This is a genomic window from Massilia sp. CCM 8734 (assembly GCF_011682155.1).
Lineage (GTDB): Bacteria > Pseudomonadota > Gammaproteobacteria > Burkholderiales > Burkholderiaceae_D > Telluria_A > Telluria_A rubra.
This window is the reverse complement of sequence record NZ_WHJI01000014.1, coordinates 140,126-152,534: the sequence shown is the minus strand read 5'-3', so window position 1 is coordinate 152,534 and position 12,409 is coordinate 140,126. Positions and strand designations below refer to the sequence as shown.

General features: G+C 64.8%; 9 protein-coding genes. 2 read left to right on the top strand and 7 right to left on the bottom strand.

All coding sequences use genetic code 11. The features are described from left to right. Window positions 1–64: 64 nt before the first annotated feature. Window positions 65–952: a CPBP family intramembrane glutamic endopeptidase gene (locus F2P46_RS15365; RefSeq protein ID WP_166891125.1), complete on the bottom strand. Its 888-nt coding sequence runs from the start codon at window positions 950–952 to the stop codon at window positions 65–67. A gap of 235 nt (window positions 953–1,187) precedes the next feature. On the opposite strand from F2P46_RS15365, the gene F2P46_RS15360 reads away from it, so the two are divergent. After that, window positions 1,188–2,822, top strand: coding sequence for a M28 family peptidase (locus tag F2P46_RS15360; protein ID WP_166891122.1), 1,635 nt, complete (start codon window positions 1,188–1,190; stop codon window positions 2,820–2,822). 111 nt (window positions 2,823–2,933) lie between these two features. After that, window positions 2,934–3,629: a dienelactone hydrolase family protein gene (locus F2P46_RS15355; RefSeq protein ID WP_166891119.1), complete on the top strand. Its 696-nt coding sequence runs from the start codon at window positions 2,934–2,936 to the stop codon at window positions 3,627–3,629. Between the two features lie 3 nt (window positions 3,630–3,632). On the opposite strand, the gene F2P46_RS15350 is transcribed toward F2P46_RS15355, so the two are convergent. Genes F2P46_RS15350 through smc form a run of 6 tightly spaced genes read right to left on the bottom strand, consistent with a single transcriptional unit; the run spans window position 3,633 to window position 12,336 of the window. After that, on the bottom strand, window positions 3,633–4,139 hold the full coding sequence (locus F2P46_RS15350; RefSeq protein WP_229509299.1) for a hypothetical protein: 507 nt from the start codon (window positions 4,137–4,139) through the stop codon (window positions 3,633–3,635). A 5-nt stretch (window positions 4,140–4,144) separates the two neighbouring features. Further along, window positions 4,145–4,681, bottom strand: a complete 537-nt coding sequence (gene def / locus F2P46_RS15345; RefSeq protein WP_166891116.1) for a peptide deformylase — start codon at window positions 4,679–4,681, stop codon at window positions 4,145–4,147. After that, window positions 4,678–5,571 carry a UTP--glucose-1-phosphate uridylyltransferase GalU gene (galU, locus tag F2P46_RS15340; RefSeq protein WP_166891113.1) on the bottom strand — a complete coding sequence of 298 codons (894 nt, stop codon included), beginning with the start codon at window positions 5,569–5,571 and terminating at the stop codon, window positions 4,678–4,680. Before galU ends, def begins: the two co-directional genes overlap by 4 nt. Further along, window positions 5,558–7,591, bottom strand: coding sequence for an NAD-dependent DNA ligase LigA (ligA, locus tag F2P46_RS15335; RefSeq protein WP_166891237.1), 2,034 nt, complete (start codon window positions 7,589–7,591; stop codon window positions 5,558–5,560). Before ligA ends, galU begins: the two co-directional genes overlap by 14 nt. A 57-nt stretch (window positions 7,592–7,648) precedes the next feature. Then, window positions 7,649–8,812: a cell division protein ZipA C-terminal FtsZ-binding domain-containing protein gene (locus F2P46_RS15330; RefSeq protein ID WP_166891110.1), complete on the bottom strand. Its 1,164-nt coding sequence runs from the start codon at window positions 8,810–8,812 to the stop codon at window positions 7,649–7,651. Next, the gene (gene smc / locus F2P46_RS15325) at window positions 8,809–12,336 is read right to left on the bottom strand and encodes a chromosome segregation protein SMC (protein ID WP_166891107.1); all 3,528 of its coding nucleotides are present in this window, start codon (window positions 12,334–12,336) and stop codon (window positions 8,809–8,811) included. Before smc ends, F2P46_RS15330 begins: the two co-directional genes overlap by 4 nt. Between the last annotated feature and the right edge of the window lie 73 nt (window positions 12,337–12,409).

Below are 12,409 nucleotides of genomic sequence, written 5' to 3'. Positions count from 1 at the left end.
TTATCGCAACAATAAAATTGGGGATTTGTTCATGCGAACCGGGTAGTCGCGCGAGCCCGCCAGATCACACCGCGCCCAGGCGTGGGTAGGTAAATGCAAGGAAGTGAATGCTGTTGAGCGCCAGGTGCGTCAGGATGGCCGTTTCGATGCGCTGCGAGCGCAGGTAGGCATAGCCGTAGCCAAGCCCGGCCAGGGTCGCGAGGCCGACGAACAGCCACCCTCCGCGCGCGTGCGCAAGCCCGAACAGGAGCGCCGCCACGCACATGGCGATGAGCGGACCCGCCTTCCAGCGGCCCAGCGCCCGCGTCAACTGGCCCTGGATCAAGCCACGGAAAAACGCTTCCTCCGTCACGCAGGTAAACAGCAGATTGAGCGCGATGAAGAGCGGCGTGTACGCGAACAGCTTGAAGTCGACATCGACATAGCCGACCAGCAACCCGACCGGCAGCACGAGCAGTGGCGTGCCGAGGATGATCCAGTAATGCCGCCCTACCTCGCGCCACTGCTCGCCGGTGCGCGCGGGCACGCAAAACAGTGCGAACAGGATCAGGCCGGCAGCGGCCGTATCGAAATTGAGCCGCTGCGTCACCGGTTTGGCCGCCGCGCTGATCAGCAGGTCGGTCACCAGCGGCGGATTGACGAATCCCGGAAAACGATGCATCGACATCGCCAGCATCATGCACCCCATCGCCACCATCAACAGCACGTGCAGCGGCCCGCTTCGACTGCGCCGCGCGCCATACGCCAGCGCGCCCAGCACGGCGATGGCCGCGATCGCTTGCAGCGACAAGAGGCCGGTCGCCACCCCGCTGACGCAGGCCAGCACCAACAGGCACAGCCACGGCGCCACCCTCCATCCGGAGCGCAGCTTGACGGGCGCGAGCCACAGCGAACAAACAGCGAGCGCCAGCAGACCGTAGGTCGTTACGAGGGCGGCGGAGAGATGAATCATGCGGATTTTCCGATCAGGCTGGCTACGGCAAGAATGGCGGCAAGGGAATGGGACCATGTCCCGGGCACACCCGAGGCCGCGAAAGTTGCAAAATTGTAATTGATAAGCGACGCGTAAGTAAATACCAAGCTGCGTAGCGACCCGCATAGCGACCAGCGCCTGCGGCGAACCCGCATTGCTTCCCTGCCCCATTCATGGCAGGATGCTTTCCCTGTACATTTTCATTGGAGCATCAATGCGCCGCGTTTCCGCACTCGCCATCGGCCTCGTCCTTGCCAGCGCCCCGGCCCTCGCCCAGAAACGCGCCGCCGGCGCCGCCCCGCCGACGGTCGCCGAAGCGCCGCTGCGCGCGCACCTGTCCTTCCTCGCCGACGACATGCTCGAAGGGCGCGGCACCGGCCAGCGCGGCGGCGAACTGGCCGTGCGCTACCTCGAAACGCAAGCGGCCGCCATTGGCCTGTTGCCCGGCGCCGGCAAGAGCTACCGCCAGTCCGTGAAAATGATCGGCACCAGGACGCTGCCGACCAGCGCGGTCAGCTTCGAGGTGGGCGGCAAGACGCTCGCGCCGAAACTGGGCACGGAGATCGTCTTCAACAACGCCAGCGGCAAGTCCAGGGTGCGCTTCGATGCGCCGGTGCTGTTCGTCGGCTACGGCATCAGCGCCGACGATGAACACTGGGACGACTACAAAGGCGTCGACGTCAAAGGCAAGCTGTTGATCGTCATGGTCAACGATCCCAAGCCGACGGCGGCGGAACCGAACCGCTTCAGCGGCAAGTCGCTCACCTATCCGGGGCGCTGGATGTACAAGTACGAAGAAGCGCTGCGCCGTGGCGCGGCCGGCGTGCTGCTGATCCACACGACCGAGTCGGCATCTTACCCGTGGAGCGTGCCGGCCAACGGCATGAGCAAGGAGCAGTTCCACCTGGCCGGCGCCGGCAACGCGCTGCAAGGCTGGCTGCAGGAAGAGACCGCGCGCGCCCTGTTCGCCGCCGCCGGCCAGGACCTCGATGCGCTGCGCGCGAAGGCCGAAGTACGCGGCTTCAAGGCGGTCGAACTGAACGCGCGCGCCAAGGTCGCCGTCGACAGCGCAATCCGCCCGGTCGAACAGTTCAACGTGGCCGGCATCGTGCCCGGCACCGATCCCAAACTCAAGGAGCAGGCCGTGATCTACTCTGCCCACTGGGACCACCTGGGCATCGACAGCGGTGACGGCAAGCCAGACCACATCTGGAATGGCGCGGTCGATAACGCCTCCGGTTCGGCGGCCTTGCTGGCGATGGCGCAGGCGGCGGTGCGCCAGCCAGCCAGGCGCACCCAGATTTTCCTGTGGCCGTGCGCCGAGGAACAGGGCCTGATCGGCAGCCTCGCTTACGTGCGCGAACCACTCTGGCCGCTGGCCCAGACGGCGGCGGACCTGAACCTGGACAGCATGAATTTTGTGGGCCTCACGCGCGACATCGGCGTGGCCGGCGCGGAGCGCAGCAGCCTGCAAGCCAGCGCCGCCAAGGTAGCCAGGGCGATGGGGCTGCGCCTGGCGCCGCCGATGCCCGACCTGGGAGGCGCGTACTTCCGCGCCGACCATTTCAATTTCGCGAAAGCGGGCGTGCCGGCGTTTAACGTGGGATCGGCCGTGTTCTCGGGCGACGGCAGCTTCGAGTTCGATCATGAGCACGGCGCGTCCAGCGCGAAGATGGTGGGCTTCAAGGATCACTACCACCAGGTCAGTGACGAGTACAACCCGGCCTGGGATCTGCGCGGCATGGTGCAGCAGGCGCAGTTCACGCTCAACCTGGGATACGAAGTGGCGAATGCGGCAAGCATGCCGACCTGGAACAAGGGCGATCCGCTGGGGAGAATCAAGCGCTAGAGCGTCGTTCCCGCGCAGGCGGGAACCCAAGTCCGACAGGCTGCTAGGCGGGCGAGCCGATTTGCCGGTTTGTGCCATGATCGCCTCCTCACTACCGAGAGGAGGCAGCACATGAACGAACGCATCACCATCGACACGCCGGATGGCAGCTTCGGCGCCTATGTCGCCCGTCCAGCCGCCACGCCGGCACCAATCATCGTCGTCCTGCAGGAGATCTTCGGCATCAACGCCGACCTGCGCGAGACCTGCGACCGGCTGGCCGCGCAAGGCTACATCGCCGTCTGCCCCGACCTGTTCTGGCGCCTCGAACCGAACGTGCAACTGACCGACAAAAGCGACGCCGAATGGAAAAAAGCCATGGCGCTGTACAAGGCGTTCGACATCGACAAAGGCGTCGACGACATCACCGCCACCATGGCGGCGGCGCGCGCCTTGCCTGGCGCGACCGGCAAGGCCGGCGTCATGGGCTTTTGCATGGGAGGCTTGCTGACTTTTCTCACGGCCACCCGCGCCAAACCCGACGCCGCCGTGGCCTACTACGGCGGCGGCACCGAGAAGCACGTCGACGCCTTCAAGACGCTCGCCTGCCCGCTCATGATGCACCTGGGCGAAGCCGACGAATACATTTCGGCGGACGCCCGCGCCACCATCGCCAGGGCCGCCGAGGGCAACCCGCTGGTGCACCTGTTTACCTATCCCGGCCAGAACCACGCCTTCGCGCGCTGGAACGGCATGCACTTCGACGCGCAAGCGGCAGCGCAGGCCAACGACAGGACGCGGGCCTTTTTCGCGCAGCATCTCAAGTAAGGCTTACTCGAACAGCTTGAGTTTGAGCTGTACCGAAATCCCGCCATGCAGCCGGTCTTTATAGGTCGGCACCACCGCCACGTTCACACCCACGCGCTTGTATTCGAACGTGGCGGTCGGAATCGCAGCGAAAAACCAGCCGCCGTCGCGCATTTTGGGATAGCCGTCAAAGCCGCCGAACACCGCGCCGAAGCGCACGCCCATATACGACAGCGGCTGGTAATACATGCCCGCGTACTTCGAGTGCTGGCGGTCGCTGTTGAAGAAGCGCCCCGCCGTCAGCGCCGAGTCTTCCGACAGGCGATACTCGACGCCAAGCCCCGGATTGCGTCCGTTCAGGTCCTTGTCGCTCTGGAAGTGGTAGGTCGCAAAGCCGCTGGTCAGCCACAGCTGGCTGCGTTTTGCGCTGCCGTCAAACGCCGTCGCCTCGGGCGTGGCCGCATCCTGCGCCAGCGCCGGGGCGCAGGCCAGCAGCGCCAGGCCGATGGCTGTCAAATTTTTCAATATCATGGTGATCAATCGTCGTCGTCGGGATCGAGGTCGGGGAACATGACCTGCGTATAGCCAAATTTACTGAAATCCGTGATCCGCATCGGATACAGGATGCCGAGCAGGTGGTCGACTTCATGCTGCACCACGCGCGCATGGAAGCCATCGACTTCACGCTCGATGCGATTGCCATGCTGGTCCACGCCTTCATAGCGCAGGCGGGTAAAGCGCGGCACGCTGCCGCGCAGGCCCGGCACCGACAGGCAGCCTTCGAAAGCCTCTTCCTGTTCGTCGGAGAGCGGCGTGAGCACGGGATTGATCAGCACCGTCTGCGGCACCGCCGGCGCGTCGGGATAGCGGCCGTTGTCCTTGAAGCCGAAAATCACCAGCTGCAGGTTCACGCCGATCTGCGGCGCCGCCAGCCCGGCCCCATTCGCATGGTGCATGGTGTCGAACATGTCGGCGATCAGGGCGTCCATGGCCGGCGTGCCGAACTCGGTGACCGGTTCGGCCACGCGCAGCAGGCGCGGATCGCCCATCTTGAGAATTTCGCGGACCGTCATGAGAAGTTCTGCTCGCGGTGAAGTTGTTCGAGGAAGGTGCGGAAGCCCTCGCCGGTTTCAGGGTGCTTCAGGCCCATGGCCGTCATCGCCGTCAGGTAGCCCAGCTTGGAGCCGCAATCGTAGCGCTGGCCCGCATAGCGGTAGGCGAGCACGCGTTCGGCCGCCATCAGCGCGGCGATGCCGTCGGTGAGCTGGATTTCGCCGCCGGCGCCGGTGCCGATGTGCTCCAGGTAGCGGAAAATCTTGGGCGACAAAATATAGCGCCCCACCACCGCCAGGGTCGACGGCGCCACTTCCGGCATCGGCTTTTCGACGATCTGCGACACCAGCTCCAGGTTTTCGCGGTACGAGGTGGCTTTCACGATGCCGTACTGGCGCGTGTTCGCGCGCGGTACCTCTTGCACCGCCAGCACGCTGCACTGCTCGTAGGCGTAGACGTCCGTCATCTGGGCCAGCACCGGGCGCTCGCCCGGATCGGTGTCCATGAAGTCGTCGGCCAGCAGCACCGCGAACGGCTCGTCGCCCACCACCGGGCGCGCGCACAGCACCGCATGTCCCAGGCCCAGGGGCGCCGATTGACGGATGTAGATGCAGTTGATGTTCTTCGGGATGACGTTGCGCACCAACTCGAGCAGCGCTTCCTTGCCGGCCGCTTCGAGTTCCGATTCGAGTTCGTAGGCCTTGTCGAAATGGTCTTCGATGGCGCGCTTGTTACGGCCGGTGATGAAGATCATTTCGGTGATGCCGGCGCTAACTGCCTCTTCGACCGCATACTGGATCAGTGGCTTGTCGACAATCGGCAGCATTTCCTTCGGCTGGGCCTTGGTGGCCGGCAGAAAACGGCTACCCAGACCGGCTACAGGAAAGACTGCTTTTCTAACTGGATTCATCTTGATTCGGTTCCGTGGAAGATGCTGTCGCCAGCAGTGAAAGAAGGGCCGCTTCGTCGAGGAGCGTAATGCCGAGCTCCTGCGCCTTGGCCAGTTTGCTGCCGGCATCCGCCCCGGCAACGACGTACGATGTTTTTTTCGATACCGATCCGGCCACCTTGCCGCCGGCCGCTTCGACCAGCGCGCCTGCTTCGTCGCGCGACAGGGTCGGCAGGGTGCCGGTGATGACAAACGTCTTGCCGGCCATGGCGCCGGTGTTTTTCATCACATGCTCGCCTTCCTTCCAGCGCAGCACGCCGGCCATGGTGCGCACCAGCGCCAGGTTGTCGGCGTCGGTCAAGAATTCGCTGATCGAGCGCGCCACGATCGGGCCAATGTCGGGCACTTCCAGCAACTGCAGGCCGGCTTCGAAGCTGGCCGCGTGCAGCAGCGCCTCCAGGTTGCCGAAGTGCTGGGCCAGCGCCTTGGCGGTCGACTCGCCGACGTTGCGAATGCCGAGCGCGTAGATAAAGCGCGCCATGGTGGTGTCGCGCGATTTTTCGAGCGCGTCGATCACGTTCTGGGCCGACTTGGCGGCCATGCGGTCCAGGCCCGCCAGCTTGGCCTTGTCGAGCGTGTACAGGTCGGCGGCGGTGTTGACCAGGCCCTTGTCGACCAGTTGTTCGATCAGCTGGTCGCCCAGCCCTTCGACGTCGATCGCGCGGCGCGACACGAAGTGCATCAGGCCGCCCTTCTTCTGGGCGCTGCAGTGGGTCCAGCCGCCCGAGCAGCGCGCCACGGCTTCGTCGTCCAGGCGCACGATGGGCGAGCCGCACACCGGGCAGTTGGCCGGCATGACGAATTCGCGTACATCTGCAGGCCGGCGCTCGGCCACGAACGACACCACTTCGGGAATCACGTCGCCGGCGCGGCGCACGATGACCGTGTCGCCGATGCGGATATCCTTGCGCCGCACTTCGCCTTCGTTGTGCAAGGTGGCGTTGGTCACGTTCACGCCGCCCACATTGACCTGCGCCAGCCGCGCCACCGGGGTAATGGCCCCGGTGCGGCCGACCTGCACTTCGATGTCGAGCACTTGGGTCAGCGCTTCTTCGGCCGGGAATTTATGGGCGATGGCAAAGCGCGGCGCGCGCGAGACGAAGCCGAGTTTTTGCTGGTGTTCGAGGCGGTTGACTTTATAGACCACGCCGTCGATTTCGTAGGCCAGGGTCGGGCGGCGCTTGCCGATGTCGCGGTAGTAGTCGATCAAGCCCTGGGCGCCGCTGACCACGGCGCGCTCGCTGGAGACCGGCAGGCCGAGCGTCTGGTACCAGTCCAGCAGCGCCGAATGCGATTCGGGCATGTCGGCGCCTTCCAGCGCGCCCACGCCGTACGAGAAGAAGCGCAGGCTGCGCGTGGCCGTGATGCGCGAGTCGAGCTGGCGCAGGCTGCCAGCGGCGGCGTTGCGCGGATTGGCGAATTCTTTCTGGCCTGCGTCGCGCTGGCGCGCATTGAGCTTGGCGAAATCGGCCTTGTACATCAGCACTTCGCCGCGCACTTCCAGCACCGCCGGCACCGCCTCGCCGTGCAGGCGCAGCGGAATCGCGCGCACCGTGCGGATGTTCGCGGTGACGTCTTCGCCGGTGGCGCCGTCGCCGCGCGTGGCGGCCTGCACGAATACGCCATTTTCGTAGCGCAGGCTGATCGCCAGGCCGTCGAATTTGAGTTCGGCGGCATACTCGACTTCGTCCGCCTCCAGCCCTTCGCGCGCGCGGCGGTCGAAGTTGACGATGTCGTCGTCTTCGAAGCCGTTATTCAACGACAGCATGGGAATGCTGTGCGTGACCTGCTTGAACTCCGGCAGCGGGGTCGCGCCCACGCGGTAGGTGGGCGAATCGACCGATACCGCTTCCGGGTGGGCCGCTTCGAGCGCCTGCAGTTCGCGGAACAGGCGGTCGTACTCGGCGTCCGGGATGGTCGGCGCGTCCTGCACGTGATACGAGAAAATATGGCGATTCAGTTCGGCCGTCAGCTGCGCCATGCGGCCGAGGTAATCGCTGTCTTGCGTTGTTGTTGTGGTCACGTTGATTTTCTTCTGTTAGCTGAACAAGCGCATGGCGCGCGTCGAACCGGCCGGAATGTCGGCCGCGTCCATCTCCTGGTAGAAATCGAGCACCTGGCTGTTGATTTCATTGAGCGCCTGGTCGGTCAGCGGCTGGTCGCTGTCGTCGACGATGACGGCGTCCAGGCGGCCCACCAGCGCCCTGGCGCAATCGAGCATGGCGCCGAAGCCGTTGCGCGCCGGCGCCACGCACGGCACGTCGAGCAGGAGCGTCAGGCGCGAGGTGGTGTCGGCGCCCAGGGTGACGTTGGTGGTCAGGGTGAACAGTTGGCCGCCATCGCCGTCGGGCATGATGTAGCGGCCGTCGGGACGCACGTCGAAGCCCTGCTTTTCGAGCGCCCCGATCAGGGTTGCGATCGACCACGGCGCGCCGTAGGACATCAGGTTCACGCCCAATTGCGCGTCGTGCCCGGCCACGAAGCGGTGCAAGGTGCGCGACTCGCCCATGACTTCGATCATGTCCGGAATTTCCGGCTCGGCGCCGATGTCGTCGGCCAGCGCGCGCAGGCGCGTGACCAGTTCGGAGTATTCGAGTTCGTTCAGCGCCGTGGTGCGGCTGGCCATCTGCACGCCGGCCTGCAGCTTGGTGTAGACGCCGCCGTGGACGATCGGCTCCCAGTCGCCGTTGACGTGCAGGCCGATAAAGTGCACCGGCTTGTTGCCGACGTGGCGCAGGGTGTGCAGGATCGGCAGGATTTTATCGCCCCGCACGGGCGCTTCCAGCGCCAGCGGAATGAGCACATCGATCAGCGGATCGACCAGGCTGGTGGCCTGTTCGGCGGCCGGCGTGATCAACTCCACCGGCGCCATCACGGGCGCCATCGGAACGGGGGGCGCCACGGGGGCGTCGTCGGCGTGCGCGCCGGGCGGCGCCGCCACCGGCGCACTGGCGCCAGCCGGAGCCGAAACAGGCGCCGCTACCGGCGTCACGACGTCGGTCAGCACCGGCGCCGGATTGGGGTCCAGGGTCGGTTCGTTGCGCACGATGTCGCCGGGTCGCAGCAGCACGTCGTCGTGCTCGGACGCGAAGGCGCGTTCGACGCTCTTCTTGGCCTTGTGCTCCTGCCATTTGTTATACGCGAAGACGCCGGCGACGAATACGCCGGCCGCGCCAATCAGGCTCATTTGTAAATCTGTCATGCTGCTTGTGCCTCGGTAGCAAAATTCGCGGCGGACTCCATGTCCACCGCCACAATGCGCGATACGCCCTGCTCCTGCATCGTCACACCGATCAGTTGATTGGCCATTTCCATCGCAATTTTATTGTGCGAGATGAAAAGGAATTGAGTATGGTCGGACATCCGTTTCACCATCCGGCAAAAGCGCTCGGTGTTGGCGTCGTCCAGCGGCGCATCGACCTCGTCGAGCAGGCAGAATGGCGCCGGGTTGAGACGGAACATCGAAAACACCAGCGCGGTCGCGGTCAGCGCTTTTTCGCCGCCCGACAGCAAGTGGATGGTGGCGTTCTTTTTACCCGGCGGCTGCGCCATGACCTGCACGCCGGAGTCGAGGATCTCGTCGCCCGTCATCACCAGCTTGGCGTTGCCGCCGCCGAAGAGGATCGGGAACAGTTCCGAAAAATGGTGATTGACCTTGTCGAAGGTATCTTGCAGCAGTTCGCGCGTTTCCTTGTCGATGCGGGCGATCGCGTCTTGCAGCGTGTTGATCGCCTCGACCAGGTCGTTGTTCTGGGCGTCCAGAAAATTCTTGCGCTCGGACGCCTGCGCCAATTCGTCGAGCGCGGCCAGGTTGACTGCCCCGAGCAGCGCGATGGCATTCGTCAAACGCGTCACCTCCCCCTGAAGGTAGGACGGCTTCATGTCGGGATGGAGCTTTTCGCTGAGCGCGGCTTCGTCAGCGTCGACCGTCTTCAACGCTTCGGCGAACTGCTCCTGGTTCAGGCGCGCGGCCTGCTCCTTGAGCTGCATTTCCATGATTTTGTCGCGCTGCGGTTGCAGGCTGCGTTCGGACTGGGTGCGCGCGTCTTCGGCCGCGCGCAGTTGCTGCGTGATCTGGTCGAGTTCATGGCGCGCGTCCGACAGCGCCTTTTCCTGGTTGGTGCGGCGCTCGAGCAAGTCTTGCAGGCCGTCGCTGGCGGCGCCGCTTTCCAGCGCTTCGAGCTCCATTTGGCCCACCGCGATCGATTCGCCCACCTGGCTGGCCTGCTGCGTGGCGGTGGCGATGCTGCGGCGCAGTTCTTCGATCTTGCTGCGCTGGGATTTTTCGGCGAACTGCGCTTCCTGCGCGGCCCGTTCGAGCTCGCGCAGTTTTTCACGGGCGTCCGCCAGCGCCTGTTCGCGGCTCAAGAATTCGGTCTGGCCATCTTCGTGCGCGCCCTGCAGTTCGGCCAGTTCCATGTCGAGCTGTTCGAATTTTTCTTCGGACTCCATGCGGATCTGCTGCTGCTCTTCTTCCTGCGCCGCGATCTCGGCCAGGTCGGCGTGGATCTGCGTGCTGCGCTGGTTGAAGCGCGCCTCGACTTCGGACTGCTTGACCACCTCGATCTGCAGCGCGTGCACGCCCTGGGTGAGCGTGGCGACGCGCTGGCGCGCATCCTGCAGGCGGCGCGTCAGGTCCGACATGGCGGCGTCGGCGCGCACCGCGCGGGCGCGCGCTTCGTCGGCCAGCATGGTCTGCGCGCGCAGCTGCTTGCCGATGTTGTCGATCTCCTGCTGGCGTCCCAGCATGCCATCCTGCTCGCTGTCGGCCGCGTAAAAGCGCACGCTCGACTGCGTCACCACATGGCCCTGGCGCGTGATGAAGGAGCCGCCCTGCGGCAGGCGCGCGCGTTCGGCAAAGGCGCTGGCCGTGTCGTCGGCGGCGAACACATTGTGCAGCCAGTCTTGCATCAAACCGCGCAGGCCCGGCTCGTTCAGCTTGAGCAGGCTGGCGAAGGGTTTCATGCCCGGCGTATCGGGCGCTGCGGCGACGCTGGCGATGGAGGGCGCGTACAGCGCCAGCTTGGCCGGCGGCGCATCGCTGAAAAAAGCCTTGGCCCATTCGATGTTCGACATTTCGAGCGCACCGGTGCGCTCGCGCAGCACCGATTCGAGCGCCGTTTCCCAGCCTTGTTCGATGCCCAGCTTTTGCCACAGGCGCGGCAGCGCATCGAGTTCGTGTTTTTGCAGCCAGGGCTGGACCTTGCCCTGCGTTTGCACGCGTTCCTGCAGTTGCTTCAGGGCCGACAGGCGCGCGTCCAGCTGCGCGTTGGCGGCCGTCTCGGCGTTCACCTGCGCCTGCGCGGCGGCGCGTTCCTCTTCCGTGCGCTGCTGCCGTTCGCTCGCTTCTTCCAGCAACATGGTCTGCTCTTCCAGCGCCTGCTGCTTTTCCTCCAGCTGCATGCGCAGGTTGGCCAGGTGGCTGCTGTCGGGCAGGTTGAGGCCGTTCTTTTCCTGCTGCAGGCGCTCGCGCCGCGTTTGCAGGCCATTGAGGATGTTCGACGCGTTGCGCTGGTGCGCCGATTCGAGTTCGATCTGCTGCTGCGCCTGCATGATGCGGGCACGCGATTCGGTGGTCTTGTGCTGCGCCGCGCGCCAGGCCGCGTCCAGCTCGGGCAGGCGCTCGCCCTGCGCTTCGGCGTTCATCTGCGACTGCTCCACGCGCCCGCCGAGTTCTTCGAGCAGGTACTCGGCTTCTTCGATCTGCTGCTGGTAGTCGCCGCTTTGCGCCTGCCACTGGTTGCGCTGGGCGTTCAGCGCCAGCAACTGGTTATGCAGGCGGCTGCGCGATTCGATCACGAACTTGATCTGCGCTTCCAGGCTGCCGATTTCGGAGTTGGTCTGGTACAGGTGGCCCTGCGCCGTGTGCAGGCGGTCGCCCACCGAAAAGTGCGCCTGGCGCAGGTGTTCGAGATCGAGTTCGACGTGGCGCAGCTTGGCGGTCTGCTCTTCCAGGTCGGTCTGGGCCTGTTCCATCTCGCGGAAGTAGCGATTCTGCTCGGTTTGCGCTTCGTTCTTGCGCAGCAGCCAGAGCAGCTTCTGCTTTTCTTCCTGGTCCGCCTGCAGCGAGTGGAAGCGGTTGGCGACGACCGCCTGCGCCTCGAGTTTTTCGAGGTTGGCGTTCAGTTCGCGCAAGATGTCTTCCACGCGCAGCAGGTTTTCGCGCGTGTCGCCCAGCCGGTTTTCGGTCTCGCGCCGGCGTTCCTTGTACTTCGATACGCCGGCCGCTTCTTCCAGGAACACGCGCAGTTCTTCCGGGCGCGATTCGATGATGCGCGAGATCATGCCCTGGCCGATGATGGCGTAGGCGCGCGGACCCAAGCCCGTGCCGAGGAAGATGTCCTGGATATCGCGCCGGCGCACCGGCTGGCTGTTGATGTAGTAGGTCGAGGTGCCGTCGCGCGTGAGGGTGCGCTTGACGGCGATTTCGGCGTACTGCCCCCATTGGCCGGACGCCTTGCCGTCGTTATTGTCGAACACCAGTTCGACCGAGGCGCGCCCGGCCGGCTTGCGGTGGGTCGAGCCATTGAAAATGACGTCCTGCATGGACTCGCCGCGCAGCTCGGATGCTTTCGATTCGCCCAGTACCCAGCGCACCGCGTCGATGATGTTCGACTTGCCGCAACCATTCGGACCGACCACGCCAACGAGCTGCCCCGGCACCTGGAAATTGGTGGGATCGACGAATGACTTAAATCCCGACAATTTAATGGAAGACAGGCGCACGTTGTATAGATAGCTCGGGAATCTTAAAGGTGTCCATCATACCATTTGTTGTCATGTTTTCGGGGATGAGCCG